We start from the raw sequence: 18,662 nt of genomic DNA, 5'->3' as shown, positions 1-18,662 counted from the left end.
TTCCACCGTCATGGATGCCTGCCTCCAGCGTCTTGGATTGTCCGCATGGAATGATGGCGTCTTCGATGGGGCGTGGAGCGGCCGGGGGGAAACGCTGGAGAGTATCTCGCCGATTGACGGCGAGGTCATTGCCCGGGTGAGACAGGCAGACGCGGGTGATTGTGAGCGTGCCATTGCGCGAGCGCAGGAGGCATTCCTGAAGTGGCGCACCACTCCGGCACCGGTGCGCGGGGAAACGGTGCGCCGGCTGGGCAATGCGTTGCGCCATCACAAGGCAGACCTAGGAAGACTGGTGACGCTGGAGATGGGCAAAATTCTTGCGGAAGGCGAGGGCGAGGTGCAGGAGATGATTGATATCTGTGACTTCGCAGTCGGCTTATCACGCCAGCTTCACGGATTGACCATCGCCTCCGAGCGCCCCAGCCATCGGCTGATGGAGCAGTGGCATCCATTGGGCATCATCGGAGTGATTACCGCCTTCAATTTTCCCGTAGCCGTCTGGTCGTGGAATGCTGCGCTGGCAGCGGTGTGCGGCGACTCTGTGGTGTGGAAGCCCTCCAGCCACACACCACTGTGTGCCATCGCGGTGACGAAGATTGCCGCACAAGTGTGTCATGAGACTGGGGCAGATCCCGCCATCTTCACCCTGCTCTGTGGACCGGCGGAAGAGGCAGGCGCGAGGATGGTGGAGGACCGCAGGCTGCCGCTGATCTCGGCCACGGGGTCCTGCGCCATGGGCCGGAAGCTGGCCCAGCAGGTACATGCGAGACTGGGCCGCACCTTGCTGGAACTTGGAGGGAACAACGCTGTGATCGTGACACCCAGCGCGGATCTCGATTTGGCGGTGCGAGCCATCTTCTTCGGCGCCGTGGGAACCGCGGGACAGCGCTGCACCTCCACGCGTCGCGTGATCGCGCACGAGTCCATTGCCAGCGCGCTGAAGGAGCGGCTGCTGCGCGCGTACAGGGAGGTGCGAATTGGGAACCCGCTGGATGCAGATACCCTCATGGGCCCTCTCATCAACCGTCAGGCCGTGGCTTCCATGATCCATGCCATCCGCCGATTGAAACGCGAAGGCGGCACGGTGTTGTGTGGCGGCAAGATTCTACACACGGATACCGCCACGGTGCTGGCTATCGAGCATCTGTCTGATGAGGGTGGGATGTTCCTGCCTGAGGATGATGAATTGCTGCGGGAGGATGCCTATCCCGGTGGTTGCTACGTGACACCCTGCATCGCTGAGGTCGCACCCGAAATGCCGATTGTTCAGGAGGAGACCTTTGCGCCACTGCTGTACTTCATGACGTACGAGCACTTCGGGGATGCTTTGACGATGCATAACGATGTGCCCCAAGGTCTGAGCTCGGCGATTTTCACCAATGACTTCCGGGAGGCGGAACAGTTCCTCAGCGTGGTGGGGAGTGATTGCGGCATTGCCAATGTGAACGCGGGCACCAGTGGAGCAGAAATCGGAGGCGCCTTTGGCGGAGAGAAGGACACCGGCGGCGGCAGGGAAAGCGGCTCCGATGCATGGAAGAACTACATGCGCCGGCAGACGAACACCATCAACTATGGCAAGGACATGCCGCTGGCCCAGGGCATCAAATTTGGCGGCGACTCAGAGCAGTGAAGGTGGGGAGTCTTGTAAGGACGCGTTTGCAACATCGTAGGACATTCTAGTGATTCCAACTACACTGTATTGAACTGTAATTTCGATCGAGCTATCCAACTGCGAAAAGTGTATATGCTTTGTTCGAGCAACTGCCCACACGGGAACGAAGATGGAGACATCAGACACCTCAAGGGAATCCAGGTTCGACTGGCCGCTTTGCCAGGAGGCAGAGGACGCGGTCATCGAGTGCTTGCACGCCTGTGCCTCGAAGTCTGAGTTCATTGCGGCGCTGGAAAGGCGCATGCGGGATGAAACAGGCACCCTCTTGATCGACTGGGTGGATCACCTGGCGGTGCATGAGGAGGAATTGCGGACCTTCCGCGAGGCAGGCTACACGCTGGACCCGCTTGGCGAGACGCCGGAGGGAGCGCCGGCACTGTGGCATCCGGAGGCGATGCTACCCCGGGTGCTCGTGGCGGATCCCGATGAGCCGATGACGGTCGCGATCCATGCGGACAGCATCGCAGATTTCCTCGCGGCTCACGGAGTCAGCGGGAACCTCAACGGCTCACCCCTTACGCGCTACCGAACGGCGGTGGTAGCAGAGGAGAACGGCGTGCGACTCCTGGTCGTCGAAAGGCGCGGGTATCGCGGCTACATTCCCGCGACGCTGGTGCCGGGGCGCGCAGCGGCGACCTTGATTGCCCATGAAAGCTGGAGGACGCGGCCACGCGATTTTGAGGATGACGCGGTCGGGTGGAGCCGCACCCAATCGTGGCTGAATCGCGTGATTGGCGTGGCGGGTCGTGATGTCGCTTGTGCGGCCATCTTCGCGGAAGAGCGCACCTTCTGGCAGCGGCGCAACCGGGCGGCACAGGTCCAGAAGGCGCGCCAGGATCGGCTGGGACTGGGCTGGGCCAATCATGATCACCACACCTTCCGTTCATCACGCCATCATTTCGTGGACCTTATGCAGGCCCTGGAGAAGCTGGGCTTCGAGCGGCGGGAGCGCTACTACGCCGGTGCCCAGGCGGGGTGGGGGGCGCAGATTCTGGAGCAGCCGGTGGAGGGATTGGTGGCGTTCTGTGATGTGGATCTGGAGCCGGAGGAGACGGAGATCGATTTTTCACGCATCCAGCTTCCGCACTCGTCGCGCCTGGGGACAATCGGGCTGTGGGTGGGACTGCATGGAGAGAGCTTCCTCCAGGCCGGCATGCATCATCTGGAGTGCCGCTTTGACTATGCACTCCTGCGAGAGCAGCTCGCGAGCGAAGGAGTTCAGACCATGAAGCCCTTCTCGGATCTGCCCTTCCTCAAGCAGGCCTTCACCGAAGGGGAACGCTGGGCGGTGCGCCCAGAGCGCGCAGAGCGATTGCGGCGTGAGGGATTGATCACGCAGCAGCAGTACGACACCTTCATGCGCGAAGGCGCCATTGGCAGCCACCTGGAGAATCTCCAGCGCAAAGGCGGCTTCAAGGGATTCAATCAAAAGTCCGTGAGCGCCATCATCGCCGCGGTGGATCCGCGGGTGCAGCTGGTGCATTAAGCAATGCTAGGATGCAGCAGGTAGACCGCTAATAGACGCTGACGTTCGCTAATGGAGGAGAGGTGAAAGGGAGGATTGGCGCCTGGAGAGAATGGTGCGTTGGGAAAACCACTAATGAACACTAATAGGCACTAATTTTTGAGGGCGAGATCGCTGTGAAGGTTTGCACAGGAAGGTAAGCGGAGTCTGGTCACTCCCAATCTTACATGGCATCGATGGCTCCTTCAGGTTTCAAAAATTAGTGTTCGTTAGTGTGCATTAGTGGTTACCCAAACGCGAATCACACTCTCAAGGCATCAAGTCGTGAAGTTCGCCACACGTGGGGACACGAGGCGCTCGAAGTCGCGGTAGAGCATCTTGATGATCTCCGTGTGCGAGCCCGCATTGAAGGCGATCTCGGTCTCATCCGCCAGCAGCGGGGACACATACACGGACATATCATACAGATTGCCGAAGGGAGGCATTGCGCCGGCTTCGCAATCGGGGAAGAAGCTCTTGAACTCATCTTCGCGCGCGAGGCGCACATCTTCCGTGCCGGTGACATCGCGCAGGTCATCAAGCATGACCCGGTGATTGGATGGCAGCACGGCCATGGCGAGCGCGTCATCGATGATGACCATCACGGTCTTGGCCATGATACGGCCAGGCACGTGCGCGGACTGGGCCACTTCCTGCGTGGTGAACGCCGGAGAGTGCGCGATGGTGATGTACTTCACCTTCTTCTGATCGAGGAAATCTTTGAGTTTCTGAGCAAGCATGGGGGGAAAAGCCTTTCTTGGGATTTCGTCCGGACAGGCATTACCAACTGCCCTCATCCGGGTTGGTATTGGCAAAACATCCACACACGCATCGATGGCGGTGCGGGCATTTTTTCTAGGCGTCGCAGCGGACTTCTCCCGCCCTGTGGCAGGACCGCTTGCGGTTCAAATGGTTCGGTAAATACGGCAGCCAGTCATCGGCACCTCCTTCCCTTTTAGAACACGAGGTCAGTATAGCCTTTCTTTAGGCGCAGAGTCAAACATGAAGGATGGTAATTGGCCCATAGAGGAAGTCATTACTCACTCCAGTACGAGAGCCAGGCATTTGCAGGCACCACCCGCTTTGATGAACTCACTCATCGCCAGCGCATGCGTCTGGTAGCCGTGGTCCTGCAGTCGATGTTCTGTTTGTTCACATCCCTCCGGCAGCAGTATGTGGGAACCGGATACGATGGCGTTGCAGGCAAAGCGCCGCGCTTCTTCTCCGGTGACCTCAATGAGCTCTGGGATCAGGGTGCGAATGGCATTTTGCCCGATGGAGTCGAAGGCCTCGGGATGCAATAACGCGAAGTCTTCACGCAGAGGGCAGAAGCAGGTGTCCAGATGGTAGAAGTGAGGGTCCACGAGGTGCACACTCACCACAGGCTCGCGAGCCCAATCCTCCACCCAGCGATGTGCCTTTTCATCTGTGCGGAAGCCGTAGCCGCAGACCCAGACCTTGCCGCACTGCAAGGCGTCGCCTTCTCCTTCGAAGGCTAGATGCGCGGGAATGCGAGCGACCTCATAACCGTGCTGCTGGAACCACAGTGCATTCCACGGAGATTCCCCGGCGCGCTCCTCGTGGCGGAAATTGCTCAGAAGCACGCTGGTTCCGCGCACTACGCCAGCATTCGCAGTGAAGACCATGTCCGGCCAGCCGGATTGTGGTGGCAGGCAATCCACTGCGCAACCGATACCCAGCAGGCATTCGCGCAGTCCTTCCCACTGCTTCACTGCAAGCTCGTGGTCAGGGGCATCGGCCAGGCTCATCCACGCATTGATCTCGTACCGGACTTCATAGAACTCCGGAGGACATAACAGCATCCGGTGCATGAATGGTCTGACACATGTGGTGAGGACATTGCTGCGTTCACTGTGGCCTACCATGCAAAATAAAATGCACGCGGAAGCCATGTTTGTTGCGAACCCTCCGCCGAAAGGAAGCGATCACGAGTGAACACGACCAAAGAATTTCAGGCGGAGAGTTACGTGCTGAGTATATGCCGTGCGGTGGGAGGGGAACGTTTTACCCTGCGCCAGGTGGTACGACGCACCGCCAGTGAGCACCCTGAGATGATCAAGGAACTCCCGTCGGTGTGGGCCAAGCTCATGGAAACGCACCGCGTGCAGCCCATGGCCGAGCCTTGCGGTGGCGTGTATCGCGTCGTGCGCTGAGCGATGCGTGGCGCGCTTAGTTTGCCTTGGCTTCGTGCACCAGCTTGCCCTGCAGCCATGTCTTGAGGACAGTGGTCTTGGGCAGGTCATCGATGGGACAGATCAGCGGATCGCGATCCACGAGAATCAAGTCTGCGGCCTTGCCCTTCTCCAGGGTGCCCGTGACCTGCTCCAGGAAGAGGATCTTCGCATTGTTCACCGTGTAGAAACGAATCGCCTGCTCGCGAGTGAGCGCTTCCTCAGGATGCATGGGAGCATCGAGGTGACGTGCCTTTCGCGTGATGGCAATCCACATGCCCAGCCAGGGATTGTAGGGATTCACCGAGCGGAAGGAGCCAATCTTCTGCATGTGGTCGCTACCACCACCGACGATGCCGCCGGTTTCGAAGATGGTCTTCAGCGGTTGGAACCAGCGTGTGCGGTCCTGGCCGAACTGGGCCAGCAGCGTGCGTGAGTCCAGATGCAGCCAGATGGGCTGGATGTCCATCATCACCCCGAGCTTCGCCGCGCGCTCGACGTCCTCCTTGCTCATGAAATTGCTGTGCGTGATGCAGGAGCGCGTGTCGCGGATGGAGTGCTTCGTGTTGATCTCCTCATAGGCATCCAGCAACTCATGCACCGCGCCGTCACCCACGCTGTGCGCGGTGAATTGCAGGCCGGCGCTGGTGACCTTGTCAATCATCTGGCGCAGCTTGTCCGGCGGCACATTCAGCGTACCCTTGAAGGCGGGATCGCTGATGCCGTAGATCTTGCTCACTCCCCAGGGTTCCCGCATGTAGGCACTGCCGGTCAGCATGCCGCCATCCAGCCAGATCTTCGTGCCGACGATGCGCAGCATGTCATCGCCTTTGGTCAGCGGATTCTGTAGCACCTGATCGATGCTCTGCTCGATGGTGCGCCACATGCCGCCGCTGCTGAAGGTGTGGGAACAGCGCATGCGCACGGTGAGGTCTCCCTTCTTCAGCATGGATTCATACCGGGCGATGGAGTCCGCGCTGGCGCCGCGATCGCACACGGTGGTGAGGCCCACGCTGTTGTAGTCGCGGAAGAGCTCAATGGTCCGCTCATAGACCTGTGCCGGGGTGGGGGATTTCGTTGTCTGCTTCACCTTGATGAAGCGTCCCATCTCCCGCAGCAGGCCGGTGGGTTCACCCGTGGTCGGATCCAGTTCCACTTTGCCGGGACCACCATCCGTGATCTTGAAGTCCTTGGTGATGCCGCTCATCTGCAGCGCGAGCGAGTTCAGCATCGCATCCGGGCCGGTGGCAAAGCTCACAGGATGATTCGGTGCCACGGAGTCCAGCTCTGCGCGGGTGGGATATCGTTGTTCCTTGAGTCGCGTAATGAAGACCTGGCTGACCACGATGCCCGAGCCCTCTGGCGCGGCCTTCGCTCTCATGGCAATGTAGTCCAGCACGTCCTGGATGGACTCCATGATGGGCATCTCGTGATCGAACTCCGTCAGCGCCGCGCGCGGATGCACGTGTGAATCCATGAGCCCGGGCATCACGGTCTTGCCTTCCAGATTGAGCACCTGCGTGTCCGGACCCTTGAGTGCTGTTACCTCGGCATCGCTGCCAACTGCGAGAATCTTTCCATCTTCAATGGCAATGGCCTGGTGGATGGAGAACTTGTCATCCACCGTGATGACCTTGCCACCGTGCAGGATGAGGGCGGGGGCAGCGCCGAGTGCCGTGGGCAGAAGGGGCAGGAGTGCGGAAGCCAGCGTGAGGAGATGCGGACGCATGGCTCATGTACGCGAACTGGGAGAGAAAGTTTCTGGGAGTTGTTCCATCGCGATGGAACATCAGGGGCATGCGAGAACGGGGACAGGAATGTCCCCGATCCTTGAAGGCAGTTCCCGCAACAGAATGCGGCACTCGTCAAGGAGTGGGAGCATTCCTGCTCCCATGGAGAGGTGACTTGCCTTGCCGGTAGGCGATTCACTCACCTCGCCACCCACCGGTACGCTTTCTCCGAGTTCCGATAAAAGTACTTCCGTGCCGCGTCCTCGCCTTTCGAGGTGAAGTACTCCTTCACAATGCGGAAGACAACATCATACCCCGCACCCTTGTCACTCACGGGCCAGTTGCTGCCATAGATGAGACGATCCTCACCGAAGCACTCCCACAGGTGATCGAGGATGGGCAGATAATAGGCCGTGTCCTTGGGAGCCTTGCCATACTCTGCCTTCGTCTGCTCCACGAGGGCACTCACCTTGCAGTACACGTTCAGATTTTCAGAAGCTCGCTTGATGCCTTCCTTCCATCCGGGGCGCAGGGACTTGGGATCACCGGAGGCACCGAGGTGATTGATCACGATGCGGAGATCCGAGATCGTCTCCGCCAGCTTCGCGGTAGCCTCGCCCTGCGAGTCCATGGGGCCATTCACATCGAGTTCGAGTCCCTTGTCCGCCATGAGCTGCATCGATTTGATGAACTGCGGCTGCCCCACCAGGTCCGGGAGCTCGGCGTTTGGGCGGCGGTTACGAATGCCGCAGAAGAGCGGATTGACCACGAAGCGCTTGATATTGGCGGCGAACTCCGCGGCCATGGGATCGAGATTTCCCACGAGGCCTACGATGCGCTTGTCTTCGGACGCGATGTCGAGGATCCACTGGTTGTCCTCCACGAGCGGACTGGCCTCCACTACTACGGTGGCGGTCACACCGTGTGGCGCGGCTAGCTTGGCCCAGTCATCAGGCAGCACCGTGCGGTAGAGAGGCGAGTTCTGCGGTGGCCACGGCACGCCACCGGCACGCTTCGGGTCATAGAAATGCACATGTGTATCAATGATGGGATAGGGCGCAGCCGCTGACGCTGAGGGGGGAAGTGAGGAAGACGCTGTGGCGAGCCCGGCCGTGGCGAGGGAGGTGCTGCGGAGAAAGTGGCGGCGGTTCATGAAATGAAGCGTGGGACGGGTGTGTGGACGTGACATCACAACGCATGCCGAGGGGCGGCTCATGCAGGCGTCTTGATAAGGGTGTTGCATGTTTGTGCGTCGGACGGTTTGATGTGACCGTTATCTTCTTCATGAACCGCCGTGCTTTTCCGGAGTTTGGGATGAGTGAGTCCCAGCAGGAGGACTTGCGTCAGCAGGGCATTGTGGTGATTCCCTTCATGGACTCCCTGGCGCAGGATCCGCGGCGCATCCGGCCGCACTATCATGACTTCTTCCAGATCTTCATCCTCGTGGGCAAGGCGGAGGTCATGCATGACTTTCAGGAGTTCAGTGCGAGTGGCACCACGGTGGTCTTCATGACGCCGGGGCAGGTGCACACGGCGCGGCCAGCGAAGGGCATGCGTGGCACCACGGTTTCCTTCACCCAGGCGTTCTTTGATGGTGGTGCACCTCCGCCCAGCCGGCTCTTTGACTATCCCTTCTTCTTCCCTGCGGAGGCGAAGCCGTGGCTCACGGTGCCGCATCGTGAAGCGGCTCCGATTCTGGAGATGTTCTCGGAGTTGCAGCGGGAGTTCAATGCAGACCTATCCGGTGCGGCCGAGGTGTTGCGCGCGCAGTTACATATCCTGCTGGTGCGGATGGATCGCCTCTATGCACGGCTGCATCCGCGGCGTCATGTTTCACGGGCGGGCATGCTGGCGCGGCAGTTTCACCTTCATGTGGAGCTGCACTTTCGCACCCTGCATGAGGTGTCTGACTACGCACGCCTTCTTGGCGTGACGACCAATCACCTTCACGATGTGGTGCGTGAGGAAAATGGTGTGTCGGCTGGACACATCATCCGTGACCGCCGATTGCTGGATGCGAAGCGGCAGCTCTCCCATTCTGAGCTCGATGTATCCGAGATTGCGTACGACCTGGGGTTCAAAGACCCCTCGTATTTCTCCCGTTTCTTCCGCCGCGAAACGAAACGGACCCCGGCTGAGTTCCGGGAGGAGATCCGAGAAAAGTACCAGCGATAGCCGGATTGTCACCAGCCGCAGTCTTTGAGCATTCTGGCACTTCTGGAAGGCTATCCGGCCATGTCTTCCTCAACCCTCAGTGAAGCACCCACGCCGGTGCCTGAAAAGACCGCGACCTCTACCGCGGAGCAGACGGTCTTTGCAGTGCTGTTCGCCATCAGTTTCTCGCACCTATTGAATGACACCATCCAGGCGCTCATTCCCTCCCTGTATCCACTGCTCAAAGAGAGTCAGGGACTGACCTTTGGCCAGCTCGGCATGGTCACGCTCACCTTCCAGTGTACGGCATCTCTGCTGCAACCGCTGGTGGGCTTGTACACGGACAGGCGCCCCTTGCCCTATTCGCTGGCCGTGGGCATGGGTCTCACGCTGGTGGGATTGCTGATGCTGTCCCAAGCGCATAACTACTCGATGATCATCGTGTCTGCCGCGTTGGTGGGCATGGGTTCGGCGGTGTTCCACCCGGAAGCCTCACGCGTGGCGCACATGGCAGCGGGACGCAGCCGTGGCCTGGCGCAGTCTGTCTTCCAAGTGGGTGGCAATGCGGGCAGTGCACTCGGTCCCTTGCTGGCAGCGCTGTTCATCGTGCCGCGAGGACAGGGACACGTGGCGTGGTTCTCGCTGGTGGCGGGCCTGGGCATGTTTGTGCTGTGGCACATTGGCACCTGGGTGTCGCGGCGCTTGCAACATCAGCGTCGCAATCCTGCTGCATCGAGCTTGAAGCCGCTGAAGCTGCTGCCCACGAAAGTTATTGTGTATTCGCTGCTGGTGCTCGTGGCGCTGACCTTCTCCAAGTACGTGTATCTGGTCAGCCTCACGAACTATTACACGTTCTATCTGATGGAGCGCTTCCACGTCTCCGTGCAGGCCTCGCAGATCTACTTGTTCGCCTTCCTCTTCGCGGTGGCGGTGGGTACGATTGCCGGTGGTCCCATTGGCGACCGCATCGGCAGGAAGCGGGTGATCTGGGTTTCCATCCTGGGCGTGGCGCCGTTCTCCCTGTGGCTGCCGTATGCCAGCCTGCCAGTAACGGTGGTGCTCACGGTGATCATTGGCCTGGTGCTGGCCTCGGCGTTCTCCGCCATCCTCGTGTATGCGCAGGAGTTGCTGCCGGGGAAGGTGGGACTCATCGCTGGTCTCTTCTTTGGTCTCGCCTTCGGCATTGCGGGGATCGGTGCTGCAGTGCTGGGCAAGGTGGCAGACCATGTGGGCATCATCGATGTCTTCCACGGCTGCGCATGGCTGCCGCTGATTGGCATGCTGACCATCTTCCTGCCGAACATTGAAGGCAGCAGAAAGAAGTAACGCCCGCTCAACGATTTTCCCCCAAGACCAAGACCCCGTCCAATGGCCTCGTGCCGCGGGCGGGGTTCTTTTTTGTTGACGGAGACAAGTAATTCGATGATTGTCGAAATATCGAACTCCAATGACGGCTCTCTTCCAGGCTCTGAATGACGATACCCGGCGGGCGATTCTCGACCTGCTGCGCCAGGGTGACCTGTCTGCAGGCGCGATTGCGGAGCACTTCAAACTGGGCAAACCGACGGTCTCGCATCATCTCGACCTGCTGAAGCGTGCGGGCTTGGTGACTTCGGAGAAGCAGGGGCAGTTCGTGATCTACACGCTCTCCACCAGTGTGCTGGAGGATGCCCTGCGCTGGATTCTCACCCTTACCAAGGGAGGCACGCCTGCCACGCCGACTTCAAATGGCGTGACGAAAGCCTCCTCTTCCAAGACAAAGACAACCCAGATACGCCATGAAAACGATGCTCAAAAGGGAATGGCTGCTTCTTCTCGTCATCGCAGCCCCGTTCGTGTTTCTCGCCGCCGTCTGGCCACAGATTCCTGAGCGAATTCCGATTCACTTCAATGCTTCCTTCGTTCCAGATGGCTGGATGAAGAAGCCGTGGGGTGCGCTCCTGCTGCCGCTCACGAGTCCACTGATGGTGCTCATCACCCGGTTGTGGTTCCGCTTTGATCCGAAGATGGCCAAGTGCGATCCCGAGACCCGAGAGCACGTGGGGAAGGTGCTGCATCAGGTCTTGGTGGCCACCTGTGTGTTATTCGGTGCGCTCAGTGTGGCGGTCATCTGGGCCGCATGGGGCGACCTGCATCCTGTCATCGCCGTGATCAACTATGGCATCCCGTTGATGTTTCTGGTGGTTGGGAACAGCATGAGCAAGCTCCGGCCGAACTACACCATCGGCATCCGCGTGCCGTGGACCCTGGAATCCCCGGTGGTGTGGACGAAGACGCACCGCTTCGGCGGCCGCCTCATGGTCGCGCTGGGATTGGGCCTTCTGGTGGCGGTTTGTTTCGGCCTGGAGAAGGCATGGTACGCCTGGGTGCTCCTGGCTGGAATCGGTGTGTGGGCCGTGGCCGTGATTGCTTATTCGTTTATTTTGTCGCGCCGGGAGACACGCATCGCGATGTGACCAAGTAGGACTTTGTGCCGATATTGTCAGGCGGCGAAGAACTGGACAAAAGCCGGGATAACAGGCATTTCATTGTCCGTGGGAACACGTGAACCGGACAACGTCTTGGTGATCAACTGCGGAAGCTCATCACTGAAGTTTGCAGTGATCGAGCCAACCAGCGGTCAGGTACTGGTACAAGGTCTGGCCGAAAGGTTGAACACCGAAGAGGGACGGCTGCAGGTAAAGCCAGCCGAGGGAGAGCGGACGACGGATGCGATTCCGCGGATGAGCCACGCGAAGGCCTTGGAGGCCATCTTGAAAAGGCTGCAGAGTTTCAAGATATCCGCCGTGGGCCACCGTGTGGTGCATGGCGGAGAATACTTTTCCGGAAGTGTGCAGCTGGATGAGGAAGCGGTAAGGAAGATAGCTGCCTGCGAGGTATTGGCCCCTTTGCACAATCCGGCCAACATCGTGGGCATCCGCGCGGCCATGACGAGCTTTCCTGAGCTGCCTCATGTGGCGGTGTTCGACACGGCATTCCATCAGACGATGCCTCCCCATGCGTACCTGTATGCGTTGCGGTACGAGCTGTATGAGAAGCATCAGGTGCGGCGGTATGGCTTCCACGGCACGAGCCATCGCTATGTGTCCGGCAAGGCGGCGGAAATGCTGGGCAAGCCGGTGGATTCGCTCCAGATGATCACCTCGCATCTCGGCAACGGCTGCAGTGCGTGTGCGGTGAAGGAGGGGAAGAGCGTGGATACCACGATGGGCCTGACGCCCCTCGAGGGTCTGGTCATGGGGACCCGCAGCGGCGATGTGGACCCGAACCTGTTGCTCTTCCTCGTGGAGAATACAGGAAGAGACTTTCGCGATGTGACCGACCTGCTGAATCGCGGAAGTGGCCTGCTGGGCATCTCCGGTTTGAGCAATGACATGCGGACCCTGCAAGAGGCTGCGGATAAGGGGGACCGGCGGGCGGATCTGGCCATCGCTATTTTTTGTTATCGCCTTGCCAAAGGAATCATGGCGCTTGCCGCATCGCTGGACCGGTTGGATGCGGTGGTGTTCACCGGCGGCATCGGGGAGAATTCCGCGCCTGTGCGGGAGCGGACCCTTGCATCGCTGAAGGTATTGAAAGCCGAGGTGAGCCCGGAACTGAATGCGGTGCATGGAAAGCATGCCGCTGGCCGCATCACCACGGAAACGTCAGGATTGCTGGCGATGGTGGTGCCCACCAATGAGGAACTCGTGATTGCCAGGGAGGCGATTGCTTTTGTCCATGGCTGAACTGCAAACCGCCTTTTAACAATGCCACATACACTCTACCTCACTCCCAGCGGTTCCGGAGTTGGCCTGACTTCACTGGCTCTCGGATTGGTGCGGGCCCTGGACAAGCGCGGTGTGCGCGTCGCCTTCTGCAAGCCGATTGGTCAACGGGACGGGAAAGACACCGGGCCGGAGCGCTCTACGCATTTCCTGCGTTCGATTACGTCGCTGAAACCCGCGGAGCCGATTCCGCTGGAGCAGGCGGAGCGTTTGATCTCAGCCGGGCGCATGGATGAATTGCTGGAGCGCGTGGTAGGCATCTACCATGAGTCAGCCTCAGACGCGGATGTCGTGATTGTGGAAGGTCTGGTCCACACGGCTGAGAACCCCCATGCAGATGAATTGAACCTGCAACTCGCGAAGACCCTGAGCGCGGAAATCATCCTGGCCGGAGCGCTGGGGGATTTGTCCCAGGAGGAGTTCGAGACGCGGCTGGAGTATGCCGCGAAGCAGTTCGGCGGCATTGAGAATCCCTCGGTGATCGGATGCCTCATCAATCGTGTACCTCATGCGGAGGGGAAGTCCTTTGCCTCGCTGGTCACGGAGTTGAGCGCAGGTAGTCGGCTGTTTGGGAAGTTGTCCGGTTTTCATCTCATCGGCGCCGTGCCGCAGAACTACGCCATCGGCTCCTGCCGCACGGTGGATGTGCAGCGGTACCTGAATGCGACCGTGCTGTTCGAGGGAGAGATGAACACACGGCGGGTGAGAAAATTCGTCCTGCTCGCGCGCACCGTGCCAAACATGCTGAGCTCGTTTGCCCCGGGGAATTTGCTGATCACGCCCGCTGACCGCAGTGATGTGATTCTCGCGGCGTGTCTGGCGAGCTTGAACGACGTGCCAATGGCGGGGTTGTTGCTGACGGGTCATCTCGAAGTGCCGCCGGGAATTTTTGATCTGTGCCGGGCGGCCATCGAGAGGGGGCTGCCGATCCTGCATGTGGGTACGGATAGCTGGCACACCTCCGCGAACATTGCGCAGATGGGCCGTGAGGTTCCGGCGGATGACTTGGAGCGGGTGGTGGAGAGCATGGATTTCGTGGCCGGATACATCGACAGCGAGTGGATCGCGTCCCACGCAGCCATTCCGGTGGAGGCGCGGTTGTCGCCTGCGGCGTTCTGCTTCAAGCTGACCGAACTGGCCCGGGCTGCGGAAAAGAGAGTCGTGTTGCCAGAGGGCAACGAGCCCCGCACGGTCAAGGCGGCATCCTTGTGCGCGCAGAGGGGAATTGCCCGGTGCGTGTTGCTGGGCAATGCAGAAGAAATCCATCGTGTGGCGAAAGGGCAGCAGGTGGAGCTGCCGGCCTCGGTGGAGATTCTGGATCCCGCCTCCGTTCGCGAGCGCTACGTGGCTCCGCTGGTGGAGATGCGTAAAAACAAGGGACTCACCCCGGTGCAAGCAGCGGAGCTGCTGGAGGACAATGTCTGGGTGGGCACGATGATGCTGGCCCTCGGCGAGGTGGATGGTCTGGTGTCAGGCGCGGTGCACTCGACGGCGAATACCATCCGTCCGGCACTGCAGATCATCAAAACCAAGCCAGGCGCGAAGGTGGTCTCGTCCATCTTCTTCATGTGCCTGCCGGATCAGGTGCTCGTCTATGGTGACTGTGCGGTGAATCCCAATCCCGATGCGGAAACGCTGGCAGACATTGCGATTCAAAGCGCGGATTCGGCCCTCACGTTTGGATTGCCGGTACGGGTGGCTATGATCAGCTATTCGACCGGGGAGTCCGGCAGCGGAGAGGATGTCGACAAGGTGCGCGAGGCCACGCGCATCGCCAAGACGAAGCGACCCGATTTGGTACTGGATGGTCCCTTGCAGTATGACGCCGCGGCGATTGCGGATGTGGCCGCCTCGAAAGCTCCGGACAGTCCTGTGGCTGGAAAGGCGAGCGTTTTCATCTTCCCCGATCTCAATACCGGAAACACGACCTACAAAGCCGTGCAACGCAGTGCGAATGTCATCAGCATCGGTCCCATGCTGCAGGGCATGAAGCGTCCGGTGAACGATCTCTCGCGTGGCGCGCTGGTGGAGGACATCGTGTATACCATCGCGCTGACGGCTATTCAGGCGGGGCAGGGGTGAATTATTCCTCGTGCTATCTGGCTAGGTGAGAGGAGCAATGAATACCGAGGATGTGTCACCAGGTCGCTTTGCGTCTTGGAGTGCGGTGGCAAAGGCCTCCCTTGAGGCCGCGACACCGCTTTGAACGAAGCGGATTCCCGTAGAAATTTCCTTTGTCTCCAATGGAATCCACGACATCGAGATCACCAGTTGTAGCTGCGATCGCTCTTGTTGAAAATACGCCATTCCTCCGCTCAAAGCGGTGTCGCGCCTTAGCGCTTGCCACCGCACTCCAAGACGCAAAGCGACTTGGTGCATCAATCGGTAAAAAGGCGTTCCTATTCCTTCGTTGGTCTGCCTTGTCGGGTTGACCTGTGCTTGTGCGTCACTCCAGTTCCTTGAGATACGCCCTCAGCTGCTCCGCCATGTCCGGCCGGCGCAGGCCCCACCAGAGATTTGCTTTCACGAAGTCGAGCTTGTTGCCGATGTCGTGACGACGGCCCTGGTACTTCACGCCGAAGAGCGGCTCGCGCTGCATCAGTGTGGCCATGGCGTCGGTGAGCTGGATTTCACCACCCTTGCCGGGCTTGGTCTTTTCCAGTTCGTCAAAGATGGAGGCGGAAAGGATATAGCGCGCGCTGACGGCGAGGCGTGAGGGCGCTTCTTCCGGCTTCGGCTTCTCCACAAACTTGTCTGCGCGAATCACGCCACTCTCCACTTCCGGGCCGCCCATGATGCCGTAGCGGCTCACTTTCTCCTGAGGCACTTCTTCGAGCGCCACCACGGAGCCACCATGCTTCTCATGCACATCCATGAGCTGGCGCAGCACGGGCTTCGCACCTTCCGAGTTGGACACGAGGGCATCGCCCAGCAGCACGGCGAAAGGCTCGCCATTCACGTGCTCGCGGGCGCAGCGGATGGCGTCACCCAGGCCACCCATCTTCGGTTGGAAGACAAAGTGGATGCGCGCGAGGCTCTGCAGCTTGCGCAGTTCTTCGAGTGGTTCGGTCTTGCCCTTGGCTTCGAGATCCGCTTCGAGCTCAGGATTGGCAATGAAATGCTCCTCAATCGCGCGCTTGCCCCGGCTGATGATGAGCAGGATGTCCGTGATGCCACTTGCGACGGCTTCCTCCACCACATACTGGATCACAGGCTTATCCACCACGGGGAGCATCTCCTTGGGCACAGCCTTGGAGATGGGGAGGAAGCGTGTACCGAAACCGGCGGCGGGAATGACAGCTTTGCGAATGGTCATGAAAGAGGGCAGGGCAGGGAAGTCGAAGGGAAATGGGGAAGCGCTGGACTACGCGCGCAAGATTTGCGGCTGAATCACTGCGACACCCAGTTCGCTGAAGGCGGCCTCGAGCTTCTTGTACATCGCCTCATCTTCATAGGTGCCGACGATGGCGCCACCGCTGCCGGTGAATTTCGCGCTGGCTCCCACGGAGCGTGCGGCGTCCACCATGTCGGTATTGCCCTTGCTGATCTTGTAAAGGCGGCGGCGCAGGTCGAAGTTCTCGTTGAGCAGCGGACCGATGTCGCGTCCGCGTCCGCTGAGCAGCATCTCCTTCACGCGCTCGGCGAGGCCGGCCCAGTGGTACATGGCGCTCACGATTTCGCGCTCGCCACGGTTCCAGCGGGAGCGGATGTCATTGTGGAACACTTCCGTGCCTTCGCTGAGCTGGCGGGTGTAGGCCACATACAGGGGAGGAAGAAGAGAGGGGTCGATGATCTCGTAGTTTCCGTAACCGCGCTCCTCCATGAGGCCGCGGTTGAAATCCATGAATACTACACCCTCATACACCTGGATGACGCGGTCCTGAAGTCCGGCTGGGATGCCCAGTTCATCATTCTCCACGCTCAGCACGAGGTTTGGCTGGATGTGCAGAGGGACATCCACGTTGTAAAACTCCATCAGCGCGCGCAGGCACGCGCAGATGATGGCGCTGCTGCCGGCCATGCCCACCTGCGGGGGCACATTGCTCTCGTAGCGCAGGGTGAAATTGCGGCCGTGCAGCGGGATGCCCTCCTTTGCGCAATAGTCCGCGAAGCGTTTCACCGTGGCCTTCAGCAGGCGGATGCCGCCGTAGTAGCCGAACTGCCGCACGTCCTTCGCCAGATGGTTGATGTCCGTGAACACTGAGTGGTCGCGGTCATTCGGCTCGATGCGCAGTTCGGGGGTCTCATAGAGCACGACTTCTGCGCCGAAGTTCCGGATGACGAACGAGATGGTTTTTCCGAAGTAGCCGTCGGAGGGATTGCCGACGAGGCCGGCGCGGGCGTGAGCGTGCTTGCGGATAACCATGGAGTAAGCGGAGGGCGGGAATGCTACGTGGGGCGCTATGGCTGGCAACGGAAATGAGATGACGAAGCTGGAATGTGGCCAGTCCACCATGCGATCGTTGCAGACATGCACGCCCTCCGACGTGCCTGTCCGGGGGATGGGGAGGTGTCATCGTGCAAAAAACACCATTGACGCAAACTTAACTTTGTAATACAAAGTGAGCCATGGCCGCATCCGACCTACCTCACGACACGGCATTGGAGCATCTCCGCATCATCCGCACGCTCATGGAGCGGGCCAGCATCTACCGGGCGGTTTCGGCCACGGCAGCCCTGTGCGGGGGAGTGATTGGATTGGCGGTGGCGGCTTGGGGAATAATGAGACCTCCCTCGCCTCAGGTCTTCCTCGCGGCGTGGATTGGTGTGCTGTGTGTCTCCGGCGTGGCGAATCTCTTCCTGCTCATGCGTGAATCCCAGGAAAAGGGGCAGCCGTTCATCACGGATGGCCTGCGCATGGCCCTGCGTGCGGTGGTGCCGCCGCTGCTTACCGGTGGTGTGCTCGGGGTGAGCCTTATCGCGTTCCGTCAGCAGATGGAATTGGCGGCCCTGGTCTGGATTCTTTGCTACGGGCTGGCGCTCCAGGGCACCGTCAGCTTTGCGCCCCGATCCATCATTCACCTGGCTCGCGCCTTTTTGATCGCCGGACAGGTGCTCACGGTCCTCTGGCTGTGGAAGGGATGGCCCGGCATGGTCTCTCCCCCGGTGGCGCTGGCCTCGCTCTACATGGGGCTGACGTTTGGCCTCTTCCACATCATCTACGGGGTCGCGGTCTTCCTCAGTCAGCCGCGGGAGCTGGTCGCTTCCTCGAGTCCACGTTAGCCGCCTGTGCGTCCGTCCCGGCCCCGCCAACACCCCGCAGCATTCTTTCCCTCTTCTCCAGCTTGATGATTGATTTCTCCCAGCTCGACCGCGTCATTCATGAGAAGAGCCGTCTCTCCATCATGACACTGCTCGCGAGCCGCAGTCCGTGGAGTTTCCAGGAACTGAAATCCGAGCTGTCCATGAGCGATGGCAATCTCATCACCCACCTGCGCACCCTGACAAAAGAAGGGTATGTGCGCGAGCTGAAGACCGTCGCCAACGACAGCGGCCGTCCCATGACCCAGTACGAAATCACAGGGGCGGGGAGCAGTGCCTTCCGTGCCTACGTGAAGGTGCTGGAGGCCATTGTGCAGCAAAGTCGTCCCAAGTGAGTTTCCCTGTTTTTATTTGTCCAGAAACTTTGTCACACAAAGTTTC

The 18,662-nt window shown here is 60.0% G+C and carries 17 protein-coding genes; 11 read left to right on the top strand and 6 right to left on the bottom strand.

What is annotated here, in order from left to right:
* Positions 1-10 precede the first annotated feature (10 nt).
* Both G5S37_RS22915 and G5S37_RS22910 read left to right on the top strand, forming a co-directional pair.
* Entirely contained in the window at positions 11-1,630 is a 1,620-nt protein-coding gene (locus G5S37_RS22915) for an aldehyde dehydrogenase family protein (protein WP_165207012.1), read from the top strand.
* A gap of 151 nt (positions 1,631-1,781) precedes the next feature.
* Entirely contained in the window at positions 1,782-3,158 is a 1,377-nt protein-coding gene (locus G5S37_RS22910) for a hypothetical protein (RefSeq protein ID WP_165207010.1), read from the top strand.
* 296 nt (positions 3,159-3,454) lie between these two features.
* On the opposite strand, the gene G5S37_RS22905 is transcribed toward G5S37_RS22910, so the two are convergent.
* Together G5S37_RS22905 and G5S37_RS22900 are read right to left on the bottom strand one after the other, a co-directional pair.
* A complete protein-coding gene (locus G5S37_RS22905; RefSeq protein WP_165207008.1) occupies positions 3,455-3,916 on the bottom strand; it encodes a YbaK/EbsC family protein in 462 nt (153 codons plus the stop codon).
* A gap of 300 nt (positions 3,917-4,216) precedes the next feature.
* Positions 4,217-5,008 (bottom strand): arginine deiminase-related protein, encoded by a 792-nt coding sequence (locus G5S37_RS22900; RefSeq protein ID WP_206026113.1) that lies wholly within the window; start codon positions 5,006-5,008, stop codon positions 4,217-4,219.
* A 120-nt stretch (positions 5,009-5,128) separates the two neighbouring features.
* Here G5S37_RS22900 and G5S37_RS22895 point away from each other — a divergent pair, with 120 nt between their 5' ends.
* Positions 5,129-5,350: a hypothetical protein gene (locus tag G5S37_RS22895; RefSeq protein WP_165207004.1), complete on the top strand. Its 222-nt coding sequence runs from the start codon at positions 5,129-5,131 to the stop codon at positions 5,348-5,350.
* A gap of 16 nt (positions 5,351-5,366) precedes the next feature.
* Here G5S37_RS22895 and G5S37_RS22890 read toward each other — a convergent pair whose 3' ends face one another.
* Positions 5,367-7,097 carry an amidohydrolase gene (locus G5S37_RS22890; protein ID WP_165207002.1) on the bottom strand — a complete coding sequence of 577 codons (1,731 nt, stop codon included), beginning with the start codon at positions 7,095-7,097 and terminating at the stop codon, positions 5,367-5,369.
* 200 nt (positions 7,098-7,297) lie between these two features.
* Positions 7,298-8,251: an amidohydrolase family protein gene (locus G5S37_RS22885; protein ID WP_165207000.1), complete on the bottom strand. Its 954-nt coding sequence runs from the start codon at positions 8,249-8,251 to the stop codon at positions 7,298-7,300.
* 131 nt (positions 8,252-8,382) lie between these two features.
* Here G5S37_RS22885 and G5S37_RS22880 point away from each other — a divergent pair, with 131 nt between their 5' ends.
* The 6 genes from G5S37_RS22880 (at position 8,383) to pta (ending at position 15,101) form a co-directional block, all read left to right on the top strand.
* The gene (locus G5S37_RS22880) at positions 8,383-9,273 is read left to right on the top strand and encodes a helix-turn-helix domain-containing protein (RefSeq protein ID WP_165206998.1); all 891 of its coding nucleotides are present in this window, start codon (positions 8,383-8,385) and stop codon (positions 9,271-9,273) included.
* Between the two features lie 60 nt (positions 9,274-9,333).
* Positions 9,334-10,578, top strand: a complete 1,245-nt coding sequence (locus G5S37_RS22875; RefSeq protein ID WP_165206996.1) for an MFS transporter — start codon at positions 9,334-9,336, stop codon at positions 10,576-10,578.
* 121 nt (positions 10,579-10,699) lie between these two features.
* Entirely contained in the window at positions 10,700-11,122 is a 423-nt protein-coding gene (locus tag G5S37_RS22870; protein WP_165206994.1) for an autorepressor SdpR family transcription factor, read from the top strand.
* The gene (locus G5S37_RS22865) at positions 11,031-11,708 is read left to right on the top strand and encodes an SdpI family protein (protein WP_165206992.1); all 678 of its coding nucleotides are present in this window, start codon (positions 11,031-11,033) and stop codon (positions 11,706-11,708) included. The genes G5S37_RS22870 and G5S37_RS22865 overlap by 92 nt, the downstream gene beginning before the upstream one ends.
* A 78-nt stretch (positions 11,709-11,786) precedes the next feature.
* A complete protein-coding gene (locus G5S37_RS22860) occupies positions 11,787-12,980 on the top strand; it encodes an acetate kinase (protein ID WP_165206990.1) in 1,194 nt (397 codons plus the stop codon).
* 21 nt (positions 12,981-13,001) lie between these two features.
* Positions 13,002-15,101, top strand: coding sequence for a phosphate acetyltransferase (gene pta, locus G5S37_RS22855; RefSeq protein WP_165206988.1), 2,100 nt, complete (start codon positions 13,002-13,004; stop codon positions 15,099-15,101).
* 364 nt (positions 15,102-15,465) lie between these two features.
* Here pta and galU read toward each other — a convergent pair whose 3' ends face one another.
* Both galU and G5S37_RS22845 read right to left on the bottom strand, forming a co-directional pair.
* Entirely contained in the window at positions 15,466-16,335 is an 870-nt protein-coding gene (gene galU, locus G5S37_RS22850; protein WP_165206986.1) for a UTP--glucose-1-phosphate uridylyltransferase GalU, read from the bottom strand.
* 48 nt (positions 16,336-16,383) lie between these two features.
* The gene (locus G5S37_RS22845) at positions 16,384-17,385 is read right to left on the bottom strand and encodes a GHMP kinase (RefSeq protein ID WP_165206984.1); all 1,002 of its coding nucleotides are present in this window, start codon (positions 17,383-17,385) and stop codon (positions 16,384-16,386) included.
* Between the two features lie 203 nt (positions 17,386-17,588).
* On the opposite strand from G5S37_RS22845, the gene G5S37_RS22840 reads away from it, so the two are divergent.
* Positions 17,589-18,242 (top strand): hypothetical protein, encoded by a 654-nt coding sequence (locus tag G5S37_RS22840; RefSeq protein WP_165206982.1) that lies wholly within the window; start codon positions 17,589-17,591, stop codon positions 18,240-18,242.
* A 65-nt stretch (positions 18,243-18,307) separates the two neighbouring features.
* Complete coding sequence (locus tag G5S37_RS22835; protein ID WP_165206980.1) at positions 18,308-18,616, top strand: transcriptional regulator; 309 nt, start codon at positions 18,308-18,310, stop codon at positions 18,614-18,616.
* Positions 18,617-18,662 lie beyond the last annotated feature (46 nt).

This window comes from Roseimicrobium sp. ORNL1 (assembly GCF_011044495.1).
Taxonomy (GTDB): Bacteria; Verrucomicrobiota; Verrucomicrobiia; order Verrucomicrobiales; family Verrucomicrobiaceae; genus Roseimicrobium.
This window is presented reverse-complemented; position numbering and strand designations above follow the sequence as displayed.

Excerpts from the sequence above, each read along its gene's own strand:
- galU (WP_165206986.1), bottom strand. The coding sequence starts at position 16,335 with ATGACCATTCGCAAAGCTGTCATTCCCGCCGCCGGTTTCGGTACACGC.
- G5S37_RS22840 (WP_165206982.1), top strand. The coding sequence starts at position 17,589 with ATGGCCGCATCCGACCTACCTCACGACACGGCATTGGAGCATCTCCGC.
- G5S37_RS22870 (WP_165206994.1), top strand. The coding sequence starts at position 10,700 with ATGACGGCTCTCTTCCAGGCTCTGAATGACGATACCCGGCGGGCGATT.
- G5S37_RS22865 (WP_165206992.1), top strand. The coding sequence starts at position 11,031 with ATGAAAACGATGCTCAAAAGGGAATGGCTGCTTCTTCTCGTCATCGCA.
- G5S37_RS22905 (WP_165207008.1), bottom strand. The coding sequence starts at position 3,916 with ATGCTTGCTCAGAAACTCAAAGATTTCCTCGATCAGAAGAAGGTGAAG.
- G5S37_RS22880 (WP_165206998.1), top strand. The coding sequence starts at position 8,383 with ATGAACCGCCGTGCTTTTCCGGAGTTTGGGATGAGTGAGTCCCAGCAG.
- pta (WP_165206988.1), top strand. The coding sequence starts at position 13,002 with ATGCCACATACACTCTACCTCACTCCCAGCGGTTCCGGAGTTGGCCTG.
- G5S37_RS22835 (WP_165206980.1), top strand. The coding sequence starts at position 18,308 with ATGATTGATTTCTCCCAGCTCGACCGCGTCATTCATGAGAAGAGCCGT.
- G5S37_RS22890 (WP_165207002.1), bottom strand. The coding sequence starts at position 7,097 with ATGCGTCCGCATCTCCTCACGCTGGCTTCCGCACTCCTGCCCCTTCTG.
- G5S37_RS22885 (WP_165207000.1), bottom strand. The coding sequence starts at position 8,251 with ATGAACCGCCGCCACTTTCTCCGCAGCACCTCCCTCGCCACGGCCGGG.
- G5S37_RS22845 (WP_165206984.1), bottom strand. The coding sequence starts at position 17,385 with ATGGTTATCCGCAAGCACGCTCACGCCCGCGCCGGCCTCGTCGGCAAT.
- G5S37_RS22900 (WP_206026113.1), bottom strand. The coding sequence starts at position 5,008 with ATGCACCGGATGCTGTTATGTCCTCCGGAGTTCTATGAAGTCCGGTAC.
- G5S37_RS22910 (WP_165207010.1), top strand. The coding sequence starts at position 1,782 with ATGGAGACATCAGACACCTCAAGGGAATCCAGGTTCGACTGGCCGCTT.
- G5S37_RS22875 (WP_165206996.1), top strand. The coding sequence starts at position 9,334 with ATGTCTTCCTCAACCCTCAGTGAAGCACCCACGCCGGTGCCTGAAAAG.
- G5S37_RS22915 (WP_165207012.1), top strand. The coding sequence starts at position 11 with ATGGATGCCTGCCTCCAGCGTCTTGGATTGTCCGCATGGAATGATGGC.